This is a genomic window from Acinetobacter albensis (assembly GCF_900095025.1).
Classification (GTDB): domain Bacteria; phylum Pseudomonadota; class Gammaproteobacteria; order Pseudomonadales; family Moraxellaceae; genus Acinetobacter; species Acinetobacter albensis.
In genome coordinates this window covers 98,302-117,353 of sequence record NZ_FMBK01000011.1, presented here as the reverse complement: position 1 = coordinate 117,353, position 19,052 = coordinate 98,302, and the positions used below count along the sequence as shown (strand labels likewise).

At 37.2% G+C, this 19,052-nt stretch carries 15 protein-coding genes, 1 tRNA gene and 1 pseudogene; 6 read left to right on the top strand and 11 right to left on the bottom strand.

What is annotated here, in order from left to right; all coding sequences use genetic code 11:
- Positions 1 to 417: 417 nt before the first annotated feature.
- Both GA0116959_RS10480 and GA0116959_RS14425 read right to left on the bottom strand, forming a co-directional pair.
- Positions 418 to 494, bottom strand: a tRNA-Met gene (locus GA0116959_RS10480).
- Between the two features lie 163 nt (positions 495 to 657).
- A pseudogene (locus GA0116959_RS14425) lies at positions 658 to 886 on the bottom strand (hypothetical protein).
- 728 nt (positions 887 to 1,614) lie between these two features.
- Here GA0116959_RS14425 and GA0116959_RS10470 point away from each other — a divergent pair.
- Together GA0116959_RS10470 and GA0116959_RS10465 are read left to right on the top strand one after the other, a co-directional pair.
- Positions 1,615 to 2,823, top strand: coding sequence for a DUF1615 family protein (locus GA0116959_RS10470; protein WP_092720644.1), 1,209 nt, complete (start codon positions 1,615 to 1,617; stop codon positions 2,821 to 2,823).
- Positions 2,790 to 3,440: an HAD-IB family hydrolase gene (locus GA0116959_RS10465; RefSeq protein WP_053578125.1), complete on the top strand. Its 651-nt coding sequence runs from the start codon at positions 2,790 to 2,792 to the stop codon at positions 3,438 to 3,440. The genes GA0116959_RS10470 and GA0116959_RS10465 overlap by 34 nt, the downstream gene beginning before the upstream one ends.
- Positions 3,441 to 3,853: 413 nt before the next feature.
- Here the strand turns inward: GA0116959_RS10465 and GA0116959_RS10460 are convergent, their stop codons facing one another.
- A complete protein-coding gene (locus GA0116959_RS10460) occupies positions 3,854 to 4,948 on the bottom strand; it encodes a fatty acid desaturase family protein (RefSeq protein ID WP_092720643.1) in 1,095 nt (364 codons plus the stop codon).
- A gap of 14 nt (positions 4,949 to 4,962) precedes the next feature.
- Positions 4,963 to 6,030: a ferredoxin reductase gene (locus GA0116959_RS10455; protein WP_053578127.1), complete on the bottom strand. Its 1,068-nt coding sequence runs from the start codon at positions 6,028 to 6,030 to the stop codon at positions 4,963 to 4,965.
- A gap of 139 nt (positions 6,031 to 6,169) precedes the next feature.
- On the opposite strand from GA0116959_RS10455, the gene fabR reads away from it, so the two are divergent.
- Positions 6,170 to 6,862, top strand: a complete 693-nt coding sequence (fabR, locus tag GA0116959_RS10450) for an HTH-type transcriptional repressor FabR (RefSeq protein ID WP_053578128.1) — start codon at positions 6,170 to 6,172, stop codon at positions 6,860 to 6,862.
- A 276-nt stretch (positions 6,863 to 7,138) separates the two neighbouring features.
- Here the strand turns inward: fabR and rapA are convergent, their stop codons facing one another.
- The 6 genes from rapA to GA0116959_RS10420 form a co-directional block, all read right to left on the bottom strand.
- Complete coding sequence (gene rapA / locus GA0116959_RS10445; protein WP_092720642.1) at positions 7,139 to 9,976, bottom strand: RNA polymerase-associated protein RapA; 2,838 nt, start codon at positions 9,974 to 9,976, stop codon at positions 7,139 to 7,141.
- Between the two features lie 143 nt (positions 9,977 to 10,119).
- Positions 10,120 to 10,764: an RluA family pseudouridine synthase gene (locus GA0116959_RS10440; protein ID WP_092720641.1), complete on the bottom strand. Its 645-nt coding sequence runs from the start codon at positions 10,762 to 10,764 to the stop codon at positions 10,120 to 10,122.
- Positions 10,765 to 11,029: 265 nt separating this feature from the next.
- Positions 11,030 to 11,461, bottom strand: a complete 432-nt coding sequence (locus GA0116959_RS10435) for a GlcG/HbpS family heme-binding protein (RefSeq protein WP_092720640.1) — start codon at positions 11,459 to 11,461, stop codon at positions 11,030 to 11,032.
- 107 nt (positions 11,462 to 11,568) lie between these two features.
- A complete protein-coding gene (gene hemL / locus GA0116959_RS10430; RefSeq protein ID WP_092720639.1) occupies positions 11,569 to 12,873 on the bottom strand; it encodes a glutamate-1-semialdehyde 2,1-aminomutase in 1,305 nt (434 codons plus the stop codon).
- A gap of 42 nt (positions 12,874 to 12,915) precedes the next feature.
- Positions 12,916 to 13,536 carry a thiamine phosphate synthase gene (gene thiE, locus GA0116959_RS10425; RefSeq protein WP_092720662.1) on the bottom strand — a complete coding sequence of 207 codons (621 nt, stop codon included), beginning with the start codon at positions 13,534 to 13,536 and terminating at the stop codon, positions 12,916 to 12,918.
- A gap of 570 nt (positions 13,537 to 14,106) precedes the next feature.
- On the bottom strand, positions 14,107 to 14,490 hold the full coding sequence (locus GA0116959_RS10420) for an Mpo1-like protein (protein ID WP_092720638.1): 384 nt from the start codon (positions 14,488 to 14,490) through the stop codon (positions 14,107 to 14,109).
- Positions 14,491 to 14,751: 261 nt separating this feature from the next.
- Between GA0116959_RS10420 and GA0116959_RS10415 the strand changes: the two genes are divergently transcribed.
- Together GA0116959_RS10415 and GA0116959_RS10410 are read left to right on the top strand one after the other, a co-directional pair.
- Positions 14,752 to 16,212 (top strand): CYTH domain-containing protein, encoded by a 1,461-nt coding sequence (locus tag GA0116959_RS10415; protein ID WP_092720637.1) that lies wholly within the window; start codon positions 14,752 to 14,754, stop codon positions 16,210 to 16,212.
- Between the two features lie 197 nt (positions 16,213 to 16,409).
- The gene (locus GA0116959_RS10410; RefSeq protein WP_092720636.1) at positions 16,410 to 17,873 is read left to right on the top strand and encodes a CYTH and CHAD domain-containing protein; all 1,464 of its coding nucleotides are present in this window, start codon (positions 16,410 to 16,412) and stop codon (positions 17,871 to 17,873) included.
- Between the two features lie 31 nt (positions 17,874 to 17,904).
- Here GA0116959_RS10410 and GA0116959_RS10405 read toward each other — a convergent pair whose 3' ends face one another.
- Positions 17,905 to 18,537, bottom strand: a complete 633-nt coding sequence (locus GA0116959_RS10405; protein ID WP_092720635.1) for a hypothetical protein — start codon at positions 18,535 to 18,537, stop codon at positions 17,905 to 17,907.
- A 109-nt stretch (positions 18,538 to 18,646) separates the two neighbouring features.
- Here GA0116959_RS10405 and GA0116959_RS10400 point away from each other — a divergent pair, with 109 nt between their 5' ends.
- Entirely contained in the window at positions 18,647 to 19,042 is a 396-nt protein-coding gene (locus GA0116959_RS10400) for a DUF3144 domain-containing protein (protein ID WP_092720634.1), read from the top strand.
- Positions 19,043 to 19,052: the final 10 nt, after the last annotated feature.

The window sequence follows — 19,052 nt, the reverse complement described above, 5'->3', positions numbered from 1 at the left end:
TTTTTTTGTGCCCAAATAACTTCGGCTACGAGGAATATTATTTTTCAATAAAAAACCTGTTTACCTCTCCCAAAGTAAACAGGTTAAATTAACGTTTTATCTCTAATTATTCAGTACATCTTTATTTGCACTGAATATAAGTTCAAATTATTTCACTATGATGAATAAATAAATTTTAATTCATCTGTTTTAAGCAATCCCGACAAACATTTATTTCTTGATCAGTAAGAGGATATTCAACCTCAGCCACACCATGATAGCCGAACAAACAAAATAAGAATTGGAGCATATGACTCTCCTCAGCAAGGTAAATGGCTTTTTATGGTTTTAACAGAATTGAATTCGAGCCATTTAAAATAGACAAAAAAATACTCACCTTATTGGAAGGTGAGTATATAAACTTTGAATCTTTTTCGTTGGTAGCGGGAGCTGGATTTGAACCAACGACCTTCGGGTTATGAGCCCGACGAGCTACCAGACTGCTCCATCCCGCATCAACGAGTTAGCTTTATACGCTCTAGGGAGTAATAAAGCAAACTTTATTTATAAAATAACCACTTACTGCATGACTTTAGTAAGTTCACACAGCAAATCACTGGTTTTTTCAATCAATGAATAAACCTACTTACAAATTCTGAAGCTGTTAATTTTCTATAGTCAGTTTACCTCAAGCTGATTATCATCCTGAGTGACTCTAATTTTAATATTCTTATATTTTAGCTTACTCCGTTCCATAGCTGAACCAACCACTTTTTCAAAGAATGTGCGATCTTTCATTAGTTCACCATATACCTTATAACCTATTAATATTTTTCAGTTATTGAATTTTTTCGAAACCACATCACCAATAATGTTTATCTAGTTTTTTTAAATTAATATTTGGCATTTGGATTGAACTCAAGCCTAAAAAATCATACTTTTATTTTATAAAGTGTAAGTGTTAAAAAAGCCCAATCAAACGACTGAGCCTTAATACTATTCATATCGTCTATTTAATCTGATTTGATTCCTGACACTTCAGGCTAAGATCCTCTAATGCATGTGGCGCAATCGGAGCAGACCTCATAGCATAATAATTTTTACATGCGCTTGTGTGTTGTGGTGTTTCAACCGCAGTACTATTGCACCCGGTAAACAAGATACCCAAAAGGCTTAAACTAACAATTTTCATAGCCTGCTCGATTGACTTAATATTCAATTAAACAAAACTAAGGAGAATACTTAAACTATAAAATTGTAGCTCTAACCCGAACGCTGACTGAGTTTTGGTTGTTCTGTGAATCTGGTGGGGTTAATTTCAGTTAAATAACAACGCGAATAAAGACGAGCGTTATAAAAAACCCAACTTTCGATGAATCTCTTATTTAACGCAGCAATTTAATTACACTGCGTCGACTACTATCTCAATATCTAATATTGCCTTTACAGGGTTAACCTGTAGTCACCCTCTTTATTCACTAAATTTTTTCGATTATGTTGTATCAATGAGTATCGGCTAATTTATTTGACATTTGATACCGAGCAATATACATATAAATTCATCACTTTTTTGAGCAACATAGTATACTGCATCTGCGGTTTTGGCTTATCCTCTTGGAATATTTTTTCGTCGCTATGAAGAACAGACTTGTTATTACATCGTATTTTAAACCATTGAGTATACTGGTTTTATCTCTAAGTCTAGTGGCTTGCGGAGATCGTTCTTGGTGGTCAAAAAATAATGAGCCGACATTAGAATCAGACCAGATTAAGCGTATTCTTCCACCGCGCGTGAATGATCGCAGCGCTTGGGCAGATGATATTTTTGATATTACCGAACAATTGGGCATTCCTCAGAGTAAAGAAAATATTTGCAGTATTGTCGCTGTGGTTGACCAAGAATCTAATTTTATTGCTGACCCTCAAGTGGCAGGCTTAGGTGAAAAGGCAGTTAAAGAAGTTCAAGACCGCTTAGACGAAAAATTTAAAGATAAATTAGGTGATGCAATTGGCGGCACAGTTGCAGGATACTTTCAAGATGTTTTAAAAAATCAACCCAGTCCCGCAGATAATTATTTAAGTCAGATGCGCCGCGTTAAAACAGAGCGTCAACTGGATGAACTTTATCGTGAAATTTTTGACTATATGTCTAAACATTACCATGTCAGTGTGCTGACAGGTGCTGCCAAAATGGTGGGACAAGATCTGGCTGAAAAATTGAATCCAGTCACTACTTTAGGTTCAATGCAAGTCCATATTGGCTATGCTAAAGAACATAAACGTCAAGGTGGCAATGTTGCCGAGTTACGTACTGATTTGTATAGCCAGTATGGTGGCTTATATTATGGTATTCATCGTTTAATGATGTACTCAGCCGAATATGATAAAGCGATTTATCGTTTTGCCGATTATAATTCGGGTATGTACTCTAGTCGTAATGCGGCTTTTCAAAGTATGTTGAATGATTTAACAGTGGCTGAACTGGATTTAGATGGTGATTTGTTACTCTATAACAAAGAAGGTTCTATTCGTTCTGCCAGCAGCCAATCTGAACGTGAACTGATTAGTGTATTTGCCAGTCATAATATTTTGGTTACACCACGACAAATTCGTACCGACTTAAAAAAAGAAAAAGAGAAAAAATTTGAAGATACAGCTACCTACCGCGCTGTAGCTAAACTCTATCAAGAGAAAACTGGCAAAGAGCCAATTTATGCTATGATGCCTGAAGTCGTCATTTCGGGACCTAAACTCAGCCGCGACTATAACACCAACTGGTTTGCAACACGGGTAAATGGAAGATATCAATCATGTATGCAACGAGCAAAAAGAATAAAAATCTAGCGCTCTTCGATTTTGATGGAACTCTGTGTAGCAAGGATAGTTTCACAGGTTTTATTTTTCATGCGCTCTCGAAACGTCATATTGTCAAAAAAACGATTAAAATTTTACCGTGGATACAGGCTTATTATTTAAAAGCTTATCCCGCGCATGCAATGCGTTCTAAATTATTTCGTGCCATGTTTAGCAATGCGGATGCTTTACAACTTCAACAACTTGCACAACAATATGCCAGTAGTTTGATGTCGCAATTAAATCCTGCACTATTGAAACAATTAAAACAGCATCAAGCTTTAGGTGATGATGTAGTACTGGTTTCAGCATCAATTGATGTTTATTTAAAATCAGTTTGTGAGTTATTAGAAATTGATTTGATTTGTACTGAAACCGAAAAAATCAATCAGCTTTACACAGGGCAATACACCACTCCAGACTGTAGTTCTGAACAAAAAAAACAGCGTATTTTAGACCAATACAATTTGGATGATTATGCTGTAATTTACGCCTATGGCAATAGTGTTGAAGATCATGAAATGCTTGCACTTGCCGATTATCCTTATATGATGGGCGTTAATAAAACACTTCCACCACTCTCTCCAAATATTCAAATTGCAATTTAATATTTATAATGTTTACGCTGTGCTAAATAAAATTATAGAAACATGAATGACTATTTAAATAAGGATAATGGTTATTCAAAGCGATTTCTAAGATTTTAGATTCGCTGTTTATCATCGATCATCAAACTATGAATCATAAATAGAATATAAACTTATTGATTCCCATGAAATGCTTGAAAGATATCAATATTTGCTTTAGTGAAAATCCAACACCTCAACATCCCCAATTTGCTTATTTCCTTTAAATGCTTCAAACCAAAACTCGAATTATGCAAAATTAAATATAATAAATCGCGTAACACTCAGAATTATTTAAATCTAATTAAAACACTCAGAGCATCTATCCAATATTAATCGTATAAAAAACCACTTCATTTAAAGTGGTTTTTCGTTTGTTTTCATCTAATGAGCAGTTACTTTTTAAATGGGAAAGCAAACTTTACAATCCGTTTAAGTACACTACCATACTGCTTAACTAAACTGGCATTGTTATAGTTCAAACCATATTTTTCACATACTGCTTGTACTTTTGGTGCCATTTTACGATAACGACGCGCCGGAATATCAGGAAATAAATGATGTTCAATCTGATGACTTAAATGTCCAGTCAAAATATGGAAAGCTTCTGAACCTGTTAAGTTAGAAGAACCACGGATTTGACGCATATACCAATGACCACGACTTTCATTTTCAAGTACAGTTTTTGGAAAAACCTCAACATCTTTAGTGAAGTGTCCACAGAAAATAATACTAAAAGTCCAAATATTACGAATACCATTTGCCACAAAATTACCCGCCAATACAGGCAATGCTGCTGGACCTGCAATTAAAGGGAAAAATACATAATCTTTAAACAATTGCTTGGTAATTTTCTTCTGTAATGGTTTCCATTGTTCCTTAAGCTCTTGCTTACTTTTACGTCCAAACCAAACCTTACCAATTTCCAAATTTTGAACAGCTACGCCCCATTGGAATAACAAACAAAATGGAATGGCATAAAGCGGTTGCAACAGGAAACCTGGTTTCCAACGCTGCTCTGGAAAAAGGCGAAGTAAACCATATCCAATATCATCATCCATCCCTTTAATATTGGTATAGGTATGATGTCGATAGTTATGGGTTTGACGCCAGTCATCGGCTGTCCCCACAATATCCCAGTCGTAGGTTGAACCATTGAATTTTGGATCATTCATCCAGTCATATTGACCGTGCATGACATTATGACCCAACTCCATATTTTCCATAATTTTGGCAAAGCTAAGTAAACCTGTGCCTAACACCCATGCTGGCGGAAACCAACCTGCAAATAAACAAGCACGACCAGCAATCGAGCTGTAGCGAACAGTTGAATAAACACGGCGAATGTATTTTGCATCTTTTTCGCCAATATCATCTAATTGTTCTTGCTTAATTGCATCCAACTCACGCGCCAAATTGTCTAATTGAGAAGCAGTGAGTTCAACATTTTTTGGATTTTTAAAATATTGCATTTTAACGGGCATATTCATCGTATTGGACTCACTTATAAATCAATAACAAGATCAGATTGTGCAGAATTCACGCAGATTTTCAGCATATTGCCGGGTTCTGAGTTTCGGCTACCGTTGACCAAGTTTTTGGTCGATCCTTCAGCTTTAGAACAAACACATTTATTACAAATTCCCATTCGACAACCATGGGTCGGTTTAATATTTTGCTGTTCAAGACTGGTTAAAATAGATTGACCTTTTGGAATGGTCAGTATTTTTTTGGATTTCAATAAGGTGATATTGACAAAACCAAGCTCAGAATTTTCAACTGGAGTCATGCTAAAAGCTTCACTTTTAAAGCTGTGTGCATGAGTAAATAATTGCTCGGCCTGAGTTACAAATCCCGATGGCCCACAAGCATACACCACACTACTTTCAATATCAGATACTAAAGCTACATGTTGCTGACTAAGACGATCGCCTGCATCACTCTCTTGGGTATAAAACACCTGAAATGAAAAATTAGGATACTGTGCTGCTAGAGCTTCAAAGCGCGCTTTGAAAGCAAAATCATGATACTTGCTGACCCAATACATCAAATGAATCGGTGCTTGAGTGATTCGCTGTGTTTTCGATAAAGCTTTCAACAAACTTAGCATAGGAGTAATTCCACTCCCCGCAGCCAGCAAAATCATAGGTTGAGCATATTCTGGTAACAACATATCACCATAAGGTTGTCCAAACTCAAGTACATCACCGACTTGAGACTGTTCTACCAGCCAAGAACTGACTTTACCCTGATCAACTTTTTTCACAGTCAATAAAACATGTTGTGCATCAATTTGCGTCAGACTATAGCTGCGCTCATATCGAATCCCTTTCACATTGATAAACAAAGGATGATGCTGACCTGCTTGGCCGACATCAAAATGACGATTGAACTGAATAGTTAAACTCACCATATGCTGAGCGGGTGTTTCTTTTTTAACAATTTTACCCAGTGCTTCACTAAATGACCAAAGCGGATTAAATTTCTGCAACCAAAAATTAGCTGCATGCTGATCAATAACACTTTCAGCTAATGAACCTAGGGGAGATTTAATTTTTTCTAAAACATGCATAGCAAAGACCACGCGATTGAATTTATATTATTATACACATGTATATATATTTGTATATACACTTGTACTGTTTTTATTCATTTCACAAGTCCAGCCGCAACCGTTATACTGTTTAAGTATCTCTAATGCTTTGAAAAATATGACCCACTCTTCTGTCAGAAAAAATATTACGATTCAAACTGAAGCTCAAAATCATCCTCATGAGCCAGTCATCGTACGTACAGTCGGTCGTAAAGCAACCATTACCAAAGAAGAACTGTTTCAAGCAGCACTTAATTTGATTGGCCCCCAAAAAAGTATTGCATCTTTAAGTTTACGCGAAGTGGCTCGCGAAGCTGGAATTGCACCCAATAGTTTTTATCGGCATTTTAAAGATATTGATGAACTCGCGATTGAATTGATTGACCGTTCTGGGCTTGTCTTGCGTCAAATTTTTCTTGAAGCCCGATTAAAAGCCTCCAAACAAAATAGTATTATTCGAAGTTCTGTTGAGGTTTTTATTACACAGTTAGATGCAGATGAAGGAAATTTAAGTTTATTATTGCGTGAAGCGTATACGGGATCGGCATCTTATAAATTAGCTGTTGAACGTCAATTAAATTACTTTCAACAAGAACTTAAAGATGATTTGATTGTGTTAGAAAGGTTAAATCATAGCAAACTTTACCACCCCAATTTGGTTGCAAAAGCGATCACCCAATTGGTGTTTAATATGGGAGCGAAAGTCATCGATATCCCAGCAAATGAACGTAAAGAAATCGCAGAGCAAACGATGATCATGATTCGAATGATTTTAGAGGGTGCGCGTCATCTGGATGAAGCTAAAATATAACTATTGTAGATGAGCATTTTGAGTCATCATGTTTTATTCCAGACGATGTATCATCAAAATATTCTAGCGATGAGAGTTAATTTATTTATTTATCCTGATTAAACCCTCATGACTCAGTCATCATCTTTAATCATTTGATGTAGAAATTTTCAATTTTATATCGACTTTATTTTTAAGTTATATCTCCCGCTTCAATCAATGCATATAAAAAAAAGCATCCGAAGATGCTTTTATCCATTCATAACCAGACTTTAATTAAAAAATACTCATGAAAAATTACGGCTTAACCACCACTAAAACTTGAATGGCTTCTGGTGTGACAGATAAGCTATCAAGTAAACCAATGCCTTCTTTCTGCAATTTTTGTAACCGTGCAATTTCATCTTCACGGATACTTGGATTAAATTGCTTTAAATACGTTAAGCGATCAATTTCATATTGCCACTTATTGCCGTAAATCTCTTTTGCCTGTTGCTTAAAGTTAGGCAAAGCCGTTTTCGCAATTTCTAATGCTTGAGTATAACGTTGTTCAATCACATCACGACGCGCTTTAACCACTTGACGACAGCTATTACCATCAAGGTGATGCAAGTAAGGTTTTAAAATTTCAGGTGCAATTTTATCTGATAAATCCTGACCTTTTTCACTGAGTAATACCCGAATTAACTGTTGCGGTAAGCTTGAAGGTAAATTTAACGCTTTTGGAGCAACAACATCCACTTTAAACCAAACTTCAAGTAATACTGAACCTTGCGGTAAAGCCGCAGATTTTAAAACTGAAACATTGGTGCTACCAAATGATTGGGTATTAATCATTTCCATGACACTTTCAGTGAAAGGATGTTCTAAAGTCAAATACTGTGCATCTTCACGAACTTGTGCTTGATCACGGTAGAATGTCGCGGTCATCCCTTCTTCATCAAGAGATAAACCTTGAACTTGCATTTGGTCTGTTGGCTTAATAATGACTGTACCATTACTTTGCTCATCAAAGTCAATATTGGTCGATGCCATGAATCGCTTCATAAACATCGGCAAGGTGGTGTTGTCATCATAATCTTCAAGTGCTTTCACAATTTCTTGCGCCACAATTGGACGGCAAGAATTGTATTCAAGCAAACGGTCACGCCCTGCTTGCAACTCGCTTTCTAAAGCTTCACGTTGCACACTGACTTCTTCGAGTAAATCTTCGAACTGTTGACCTACATCTGCCAATAAACATTCTTTTAATTGAACAAGGAAGTTTTCTTGCAGTGTTTGAGCTGTTGGTGAAATATTGGTAAAAATATTTAACCCTTCATTATACCAACGGAACATACGTTCTTGCGCTGTCCCGATTAGATAAGGTACATGAATCTGAATCCGATTTTCTTGACCAATCCGATCTAAACGACCAATTCGCTGTTCTAAAACATCAGGATTTGCAGGCAAATCAAATAAAATTAAATCTGAAGCAAACTGAAAGTTACGTCCTTCGGAACCAATTTCAGAACATAATAAAATTTGTGCACCATAAGAATCTTCAGCAAAATAAGCAGCAGCTTGGTCACGCTCCAATAAACTCATGCCTTCATGGAACATAGTTGTACGAATACCCGCATGTAAACGCAACACATTTTCTAAAGCTTCAACCACTGGGCCAGTACGTGCAATCAATAAGACTTTCTTGTGTTTCAAGCCAGTGCGGAGCATTTCCATGAGCCACATGACACGTGGGTCGTGTTCCATCCAAGACCCATCTAGCTGAGCTTCTTCAGGCCACATTTGCTCACGTAATTTACCATCTTTCGACCAATGCTCTGGTGCAGGTAATGCAGCAGGCTGACAGTCACGCCCTGGAAAACCTTGAATCGCTTCACGGGTATTTCGGAACAAAATTCGACCTGTTCCATGACGGTCTAACAATTCATGAATCGCACGGAAACGTTGTTCTGGCACATCTTGAATGCTATGACCCAGTAAACTTTCAATTGCTGCTAAATGTTCTGGTTCTAAAGGCAAATCTGACATCAACACTTCTGCAATTTTTGCAGTATGATGATATTGCACTTCTTCATCTAAGAAACGCTCAAGTGAACTGAAGCGTTGTGGGTCAAGCAAACGTAAACGCGCAAAATGGCTTTCTACACCCAATTGTTCAGGCGTTGCTGTCAATAACAACACCCCTGGCGTTTTTTCAGCAAGTTCTTCAATCAAGTCGTAACGGTCATTTCCGCCCTGCTCTTCGCTCCACATCAAGTGATGTGCTTCATCGACCACCAGCAGATCGAAACCAGCATCTAGGGCTTGTTCACGCAAGTCATCATGATCAACCATTAAATCAACACTGGCAATTATGCATTGCTCAGTTAAGAACGGATTTAAATCGGGATCATGTTCTTTAATAGAGGCTGTTCGGGTCAAGTCAAACAAAGAAAATTGGAGATTAAAACGACGGCGCATTTCAATCATCCACTGATATTGCAGTGAATCTGGCATTAAAATTAAAATACGATCAGAACGACCCGTTTTTAGTTGCTGATGAATAATCAACCCCGCTTCAATGGTTTTACCTAAACCGACTTCATCGGCAAGCAAAACACGCGGTGCAAAACGCTGCCCGACTTCATGGGCGATATAAAGCTGATGTGGAATCAGACCCACGCGCGCACCAACCATGCCACGTAATGGACTAGCTTTCATATTGGCTTGCATCAGCAACGCTTCAATACGTAAGTCATACCATTCTTTATAGTCCACCTGACTGGCAAGCAAACGGTCTAATGGTTTAGACAACTGAATATGCGCACCCAAACGAGTTTCATTGAGTGATTTTCGTTCTTCAGTACCATCTTCTAAAGTACGAATCACATTATAACGAACCACCCCATGACGATCTTCAAAAGACTCCACCAACCACTTGATGCCTTCTTGATCTTGTAATTCATCTTTAATGTTAAAAACAATACGCGACAAAGGTGCATTATTACGTGCATAAACACGTGTTTCATCACTTTTCGGGAATAATATGCTAACCGATCGTTCATCAACATCAATCAGAACTCCTAGACCAAGCTCTGTTTCTGTGTCTGATAACCAACGCTGACCAATAGCAAACTGATGCAATTTTTCCACCTTTATCTAAAAATGAGGACACTTATTATCAAGCCCAAAACTTGAGTAGTATTTGAGCAAAAAAATAGGTCTTTAAGCAATATATTTTGACATAAAGCTCACTAAAATGTGAGCAGATTTAATAACGATTAGAACTTTTTAATTTAAAAAGGCACAGGACAATAAAACTCCAGCAATGCCTGACTTTGTGGATGATGAAAACTTAAACGTTCAGCATGCAAACATAATCTTGGAATAAGCTTCTGCTGCTCTGGTGCAGCGTATAGAGTATCCCCAACAATAGGATGACCCAAATATTGCATATGTACCCGAAGTTGATGTGAGCGGCCTGTAATAGGTGTGAGTTTGACACGCGTGACTGCCTGTCCTTGAATTTCAAAATGTTCAAGCACATGCCAATATGTTAAAGCAGGCTTGTTATGCTTAGGATCGGCAATATGTAAAGGTGGATGTTCAGGATCGTAAATAACAGGTACATCTATCGTACCTTCTCCTTTAAGATGACCTGCGACAATAGCTTGATAATTTTTTGAGGTTTGACGTTCTTGAAATTGACGGGAAATGGTTTTTTGTCCCCATTTGGTCAAGCCAAAAACCAAGATACCTGAAGTATCACGGTCTAAACGATGAATCAATAATGTTTTAGGTTCTATTTTTAGTAATCGGTTGATGACACAGTCTTGTAAATCTTCAGTTTTACCTGGAACGGTCAGTACACCTGCAGGTTTATGGATCACCATAAAATCCTCATCACGATGTATCAGATGTTCGATTAGAAAATTACTCAATGTTCAAATTCCAAGCTGATCGCGAAAACAAGCCGGCCATGATAGAAAGCTTGACGCAGAATTACAATGCACAACACTCAATTTGACGACGTTTTTTCCGATTTTGACTAAAAATTATTTCAATTGATTGAAAAATCAAAGAGGACTGAATGTCATGGATAAAAACCTGAACCATAAATTGCGTATGACTGCATTATATTTTTAGCCTAATAACAAACATAGTTTCCATCTTCAGAACTGAATCATTACATTTTTATTATCAAATTTAAGAATTCAATTGATTAGAAACATGTGTCAAAAATATCTGAATAGCATGCTGTGCAATTTCTGCATCTTCAAATGATTTCACTCCAGATACACCTACTGCACCTACCAGTTGACCTTGATACAAAATCGGCTCACCACCTTCCAGCATTCCTGAGAAACTTTCCATGGTCAAAAAACCCATTTGACCGTTCCTAATAATATCTTCAAATAATTTAGACGGACTGCGACTCATGGCTGAACATTTGGCTTTTTCGACAGCTAAATTTGCGGTCATCGGGGCTACGCCATCCATACGTTTCATGCACAGTAAAGTACCCGTTTCATCTACCACAGCAATACTCACATTAAACTGATTTTTAATAGCGTATTGATGCGCTTGATGCAATAGAAATTCAGCATCTTCAAGCATTAAATAGTTTTTGGTTTTCACATCGATATCCTAATGAATAATTTGAACCTATCAAGCCCATTGTCCTTCAACCACAGGCTTGATAGGGAAACAATTTATTTTTACTTTATTGGATTAAATCCAAAAACTTAAGATAATTTCATGTCAGCAAAAGTTTCACGCGCCGACTGAATTGTATAAGCAATATCTTCATCAGAATGCGCAGCTGAGATGAATCCTGCCTCGAATGCAGATGGTGCTAGATTTATGCCACGTTTCAACATGCCGTGGAAGAATTTACGAAACGCGCCAACATCACATTTTAACATTGAGTCAAAACTGGTGATGTCTGTCTGATTGGTAAAGTACAAACCAAACATTCCGCCGACTTGTTGGGTTTTAAAGGGAATGCCCGCTTCATCCGCAGCAGCCTGTAAACCGACAAGCAGTTTTTCAAGTTGCCCAGTGAGGTTTTCATAGAAACCGTCAGCACGTAAATGTTTAAACATTTCGATACCCGCACGCATCGCTAAAGGATTACCAGACAAAGTCCCCGCTTGATAAACTTTACCCAGCGGTGCAATACATTCCATCACTTCACGTTTACCACCGAATGCACCAACTGGTAAGCCTGCACCAATAATTTTACCTAAAGTGGTTAAATCTGGTGTTACGCCATAGTGGGCTTGTGCACCGCCCAGACCGACACGGAAACCCGTCATGACTTCATCAATAATAAACACTGAACCATGTTCATCACAGACATCACGAATCGCTTGTAAGAAACCATCAATCGGTTTTACCAAATTCATGTTGCCTGCTACAGGTTCGACAATGACCCCTGCAATTTCATGACCAAATTTGGTAAAGCATTCTTTTAGCAGTGCAATATCGTTGTATGGCAATGTAAGCGTATGCTTAGCAAAATCGGCAGGTACACCAGCGGAAGTCGCTTCGCCTTCTCCACTGGTCAACATTCCTGAGCCTGCTTTGACCAAAAGTGAGTCTGAATGACCATGATAACAACCTTCAAACTTGACAATCTTGTCACGACCCGTATAACCACGTGCTAAACGAATAGCGGTCATGGTTGCCTCAGTCCCCGAGTTGGTCATACGAACCAATTCAATCGACGGCATAATTTCACAAATAATATCTGCCAAAGTGGTTTCATGCACCGTTGGCGCACCAAAACTCAAACCGTCAACAGCAGCTTCTTGAACTGCTTTGATGATGGCTGGATGTGCATGTCCTAAAATCATCGGGCCCCATGAACCGACATAATCGACATAGCGTTTACCATCGACATCATATAAATATGCCCCTTTGGCTTTTTCAATAAATACAGGTGTACCGCCCACTCCGTTGAAAGCACGTACTGGTGAGTTCACACCACCGGGAATATGCTTGCTGGCTTGTTTAAAAAGTTGTTCTTGCTTTGGAGATAAGCTCATGAATATACTCGACTTAAATTAAAACGTGCTCTATCAAAAAAATTATGCTTTTGATGCAAATAAATCAGACCACTCTTCGATTCTTGCAGGAACTGCAGACATAGATCGGCCTAATATATCACTAATTACGGCACACAAATCTGCACCCGCTTCGATCACATCACCTGCATTTTCAACGGTTAAACCACCAATTGCACAAATGGGTACGTTAAGTTCTGCTTTGGCTTGCTTTAAAGTCTCTAAACCAATATGACCTGCTTCAGGTTTTGTCCCTGTTGCATAAATTGCCCCAAATGCCACATAAGTTGTACCTTCTGCAATAGCGCGTTCAGCAAGTTCTATCGAATTATTACAACTACAGCCAATGACTACATTCTTAGGTAAACGCGAAACAGCTTCAGCAATCGAACCATCGCTCTGCCCTAAATGCACGCCCACACCATATTGCACTGCAACGTCAAGATCATCATTAATGACAAAAGGTACGTTATATTGTGCACACATCGATTTCATGTACTCAATTTCATATGCCTGATCTTCTTTAGCAACTTTTTTACGACGATATTGCAATATAGCAACTTCATAAGTCGCCATTGCTCCTTCCAGCTTCGCTAAAAGCAATTCAATAGGATCATCATTGGTAATCAAATATAAACCGCGCATAAAAACTGCCAAAACTAAAATTTTGCCTATTATAGGCATATCACGCCTAAGATTCAGCGCATCTGCTGAGACTTCTTTAATCCTTTAGTTCAATTTATAAAAATTACTGTTAGAACTAGTGTTAAAAAATTTAAGATTTTCTATTTTATTATTTAAGCAGTAAAAGTCAGTTCATAACAATCTAAAATATGAAGCCATCCATTAACATTCAATTTATTTTAAAATAATCAATACCAATGTCTGATGCCTCCGATATGATCTCTACATTCCACTATGTACTTAAAATGAATCAAGAGATAAATCAATTCATACTTTAATCACTATTCTAAAAATAAGCAGTATAAAAAAAAAGCCTAGAGAAGGTCTCTCTAGGCTTGGAAAACTTGCAACATAATTTCGTTTATTCATTCAAAATGAAATAAATGATTCATCATTCACTTAATAGTAAAATACTGAGTTATTTTTGCAAGTACTGATGAGTTTAAATTTAGCTTCAAAATGTACAAACAGTTCCAATTTAAGATAAAACAAAGTGGAGATATCTATTTTTCTTCAAAAACTAAATTTTAATTAGCTTTCAACCTTATCTAAGGTACGATCTATTAGACTTAAATTGCCACGCAATACATCAGAAAACATGCGCCAATCTGAAATAAAACTATACAAAGGCTGCTTGAAACTGGCAGGTTTATTTTTTTCAAAGATAAAATGTCCTATCCAAGCACAGGCATAGCCAGATAATAGTCCATAGACAAAATATTGGGCTTTTCGTTGACGAATGGCTTTGCTAAAAAAATATAAACCGACGCTACTACCCACTACATGTAACCGTCGACTCATAATGTTACGGTGCTCAGTCAAATAAAACCGATAAAACTCATGATAATTTTGAATTGGAAGCTGAAATTTTCGCTCTGGAAGATGTTCAAAATCTAACTTAATTGCTGTATTCATTTTCCCTAATCCCGTTATTTTTATTCACACTAGCTTATATTTTATGCAAATAAAAGGACTGTGATAACTAAATTTAGTTCATTTCAAAGACGATTAGCCGATAAACTTTCCCACAAGTCTTACATGCAACGCCATTTTCGTTACAATCGAAAACTTTAAATGAATCGTGCAAATTGTGCTTGATACAAGAAAATAGATTTGAACGCATGTTTATGCTGAATTTGGTTTTAGAAATAGCAACAAAAACTAGGATGAAAAATTATGATTGAAGTTGAATTAAAATTTCAAATTCCTGAAGCACGACGTCATGCACTGCTTAAAGCCTTAGATCCTAAAAAATCAGAAATTATTCAACTTAAAGCAAAATATTATGACACTGAACAGCGTCTGCTTGCTCAACACGGCATTGCTTTACGGCAAAGACTGGAAGGAAATCGCTGGATTCAAACCTTAAAAGCAGCAGGTAAAAGCCATTTACATCGTTTTGAACATAACTATGATTTGGGTGAACTTGAGCAGCCACCTGAGCTTGATTTAAGCCTTTATCAGCAAGATGCTGAAGCACAGCAAATTTTAAAAAATGCATTAGGTGATTCCCAAGACATATTAAAGCTTCAATTTGAAACCGATATTCAACGCACATTTCGGGTTATTCAATTTGAAGAAACGGACATTGAAGTAAGTCTAGATATTGGCGAGGTAAGAACAGATACAGCACAACACGAAATACATGAAGTCGAATTTGAACTTAAAACAGGTTCTGTGCAGACTCTTTTGGCATTTAGTTTTGAATGGGTCAAAAAATACCAACTTTGGCTAGATGTTCGCAGTAAAGCTGAATTTGGTCATCTTTTAGTCACGCAGCAAAAAGTGAGTGCAGCAAAACTTGCCAAAGAATTAAGTTTGAGTAAAAAAGATCCTGCCAGTAAAAACCTACGCTTACTCATCGCTCAACAATTACAACACCTACTGCCTAATATTGCGGCTATTTCTGCTGGGGTTTCAGAACAAGAGCATATACAACAGGCTCAAATGGCTTTAGACCATTTGTATTTGAGTATTTCGCTGTTTAAAGATTGGAACGATGCAGTTTCAGACAAATGGGCCACACAAATTGGTGCTTTTAAACAACAGTTTGATCATTTGCAACACTTACAACACATGCAAACGACTTTGGGTGCATTTTTACAAAACCCCAATACATCATCGAATTTGACTAAAGATATTTTGTATGCCAAAGAAAAATTGTTCAATTTGGTTCGTTCTACTCAAAATGTACATCACTACCTAGAATTATTGATGTTTAGCTTAGAGCAGGAAGAAAAAGTACAATCGCAAGATTTAAAATGGTTCGCACAGAACACGTTGCAAAATCAGTATAAGAATTTGCAAGACAGTTTAACTGGTGCAGATATTACTCATTTTGAAAGCTTAGATAAACTGGCCACTAAAATTCATGCCTTAAAGTTTAGCTTTCCCATTTTAACCTCAATTTATGATGTTAAAAATTTGCAGAAATACAGTAAAGCTTTGAATGATGCACAACTTGCCGCAAGCGAATACCAAATTTTGGCTTCTTCTGCTGAGTATATTCAGCAAACTGAACTTGAAGCCAGTGACTGGTTTGTTTTGGGTTGGCTCACGGCTAAACAAGAAGTCTATGCACAGAATTTACTCGAAGCAACTGAGCAATTTTTAGTGAGTCGTAAATTTATTAAATAATAGATTTAGAGCTTGAGCGCATTTTAAAAAACAAATATCTTAGCTTGTCAGGCATTATAACTTGAAGATTATCTCTTGAAGATTATAGTGCCACCATGTGTTTGATTTACTTACAAGCGTACACTGCTCTTTTTCTATATTTGGCATACAATCAAATGTCCTCACCATAGAAATATTCATGTTCTAGGAGTTGTGACATGCTTGAAATAGAATTGAAGTTTCAGATTCCGATTGCTGATCAAGAACCACTTTATCAAGTCTTTGTGGCTAAAAATGCACGTGCGGTCTCTTTATATGCGAAATACTATGACACGCCAGATCGACATTTAGCTCGACAGAAAATTTCATTGCGTCAACGTCTTGAAAATGCGCATTGGATTCAAACTTTAAAAGCCCCTAGCCAAAATCATTTAGAACGTTTTGAATTAGAGATTGATTTAGGTGAACTGGATAATCCCGCATTAGATTTAGATATTTATGATTGTCACCCACATGCCAAAAAATTATTCAAAAATACGCTGGGTCAAGAAACTAAAAACCTCAGTTTACAATTTGAGACTGCGGTCAATCGACTGATTCATGTGGTACATTTTAATCATTCAGAAATTGAAATCAGTTTAGATCGTGGTGAAATTCGTCAAGATGACCAAACTTTAGCAATTTATGAAATTGAATTTGAACTCAAACAAGGTTGTGTGGAAGATTTAATTAAATGTATACAGCCTTGGGTAAAACAATATCATTTGTGGTTAGATGTTCGGAGTAAAGCCCAACGCGGAGATTTACTGGCACAACATTTAACAATATCTGCTGTTCAACATGTACTACCTTTAGAATTAAATCAAAAAGACACACCAGACCATGTATTAAAGCTTATGGTTAATAATGCTTTACAACATCTTTTACCAAATATGACTGCCATTTCCGCTGAACAATATACCACTGAACATGTGCATCAAACGCGCGTTGCAATTCGCCGTTTAAGAACAGCATTACGTATCTTTTCAAATTGGTCAGATTCTGTCGAACCCCACTGGGAAGCACAGTTGGCGACCATATTTCGTCAGTTAGGTGCAACCCGCGACCGTGATGCTTTAAGTGAAGGTCTGTTGCCTCAATTAGAAGCAGACGGAGCACCGTTCGTACAACTTCCAACAATTAAAGATGAAAATAGTCACTCCATTGAACACATTTTAAAGGCAGGAGATTCGGTCCATTTGATACTGGCTTTACTACAATTTGTACACCAACCGACTAAAAAAAATAAAAAAATAAATCTTAAAAAACAGAGTGCTAAAAAACTTCAAAAGCTGCATCAACAGATTTACAAAGATGCTCAACAGTTTTTAGAACTGGACATAAAAGCACGACATCGAACCCGTAAACGAATAAAACGCTTACGTTACTCAGTCGAGTTTGTCGCTTCTCTCTATTCTAAAAAAGATGTTAAACAATACCTAAATGCTTTAAAACCCGCACAAGAAAGTTTAGGACAATACAATGACTTGATCGTGGCTGAAACCCTATTTCAAGATATGGTGAAACGTAAACAAAAGCTATGGTTTGCTTTGGGCTGGATTGCCAATGAAAAGAAATCTGTTCTAGAACAAGCTCGACAAGATTTAGAGGCTTTTTCTGAAACACAAACTTTTTGGTCATGAATCATTCATCAGTTTACTGACACATTGTAAATCAACGATATTTACCAAAAATTTTCCACGTATCATTATCCGCCAATGGATCGCTATAACTGTCATTGCGTTGTTTACGCGGTTTGTCACGTGCATCAACCAACTCAAAATGGGATTCTGTACTTAACACGATTCCATTTACATAAAAACGAGTTCGAGTATAGTCACTCGCGCCATGCTGGAATACATAGGTACGCAAATCAATAAATTCACGATGTGCCACCAAAGCCGCAGTATCATCATGTTCTAACCACGCTCGCATGGCCTGAATTTGATCAGATTCATACTGTCCACATTTTTCAATTAAATTGGCAATACCACGGAAAGTTTTTGATTCTTTCGCTCGTGTTTTATTAATTCGAATACGATCCACATGAAAATAAAACAAAGGTAAATTCAAATGGCTGGGTAAATGTATTGCATCAACAACGTCATCTTGCATAAAAGGCTGAAATAGATCCTGTGCCCTTTCAATTAAGCCAGTCCAAGCGTGGTAATAGTCCTCTACTTCTGCTTTAGACCCATAATAGATGGGTAATCCCTCAACATTGGCCAAATTTGCTGGTGGCCATATATTTTGACGCAATAACGCAATATCACTTTTTAAACTTTGTACTGCAATCGCATCTTGCATGAACGATCCATTTTAAATACTTAGGCTATTTTTAGATTAAGCTAAAGGTTTAGTTTCTGCAAGCCTTTGCCTATAATATGCGATTCGTTCGTTTTTGCAGGAAAATTCCATGGTTCAAAAAATTGAAGCCACAGATGTAACCGATGAAGAAGCATTAAATGCTGCTTTTTTTGAACGCGCCGATGAATTTATCAAGCAAGCCAATGATTTTTGTCGAATTGAAAAAGGCTCAAGCGTTAAACCTACTGAAATGCGTGGGCAAGTCAGCGCTGCGATGTTGTTTGGTACTGCCCGTTTTAATACTTGGGTTGCAGCCAACAATTTCAAAGATGGCAATGAAATGCGTGATGCCAAAGATCAAGTGATGTCCTATGTCATGCAACAGTTTCAAATGATGCTGGAAGACAACTATGATGAATATTGTGAGCAGTTTGAAAACTATCTACGCTTCCGTCATAACGAAGAATTTCATGCGAATAAGCATGATACTAGCCACAAACATTAAATTTTGACCT

What these genes read in the sequence shown, in the direction of transcription:
- GA0116959_RS10470 (WP_092720644.1), top strand. Translation starts at nt 1,615, where the DNA reads ATGAAGAACAGACTTGTTATTACATCGTATTTTAAACCATTGAGTATA.
- GA0116959_RS10465 (WP_053578125.1), top strand. Translation starts at nt 2,790, where the DNA reads ATGTATGCAACGAGCAAAAAGAATAAAAATCTAGCGCTCTTCGATTTT.
- GA0116959_RS10460 (WP_092720643.1), bottom strand. Translation starts at nt 4,948, where the DNA reads ATGAATATGCCCGTTAAAATGCAATATTTTAAAAATCCAAAAAATGTT.
- GA0116959_RS10455 (WP_053578127.1), bottom strand. Translation starts at nt 6,030, where the DNA reads ATGCATGTTTTAGAAAAAATTAAATCTCCCCTAGGTTCATTAGCTGAA.
- fabR (WP_053578128.1), top strand. Translation starts at nt 6,170, where the DNA reads ATGACCCACTCTTCTGTCAGAAAAAATATTACGATTCAAACTGAAGCT.
- hemL (WP_092720639.1), bottom strand. Translation starts at nt 12,873, where the DNA reads ATGAGCTTATCTCCAAAGCAAGAACAACTTTTTAAACAAGCCAGCAAG.
- thiE (WP_092720662.1), bottom strand. Translation starts at nt 13,536, where the DNA reads ATGCGCGGTTTATATTTGATTACCAATGATGATCCTATTGAATTGCTT.
- GA0116959_RS10420 (WP_092720638.1), bottom strand. Translation starts at nt 14,490, where the DNA reads ATGAATACAGCAATTAAGTTAGATTTTGAACATCTTCCAGAGCGAAAA.
- GA0116959_RS10415 (WP_092720637.1), top strand. Translation starts at nt 14,752, where the DNA reads ATGATTGAAGTTGAATTAAAATTTCAAATTCCTGAAGCACGACGTCAT.
- GA0116959_RS10410 (WP_092720636.1), top strand. Translation starts at nt 16,410, where the DNA reads ATGCTTGAAATAGAATTGAAGTTTCAGATTCCGATTGCTGATCAAGAA.
- GA0116959_RS10405 (WP_092720635.1), bottom strand. Translation starts at nt 18,537, where the DNA reads ATGCAAGATGCGATTGCAGTACAAAGTTTAAAAAGTGATATTGCGTTA.
- GA0116959_RS10400 (WP_092720634.1), top strand. Translation starts at nt 18,647, where the DNA reads ATGGTTCAAAAAATTGAAGCCACAGATGTAACCGATGAAGAAGCATTA.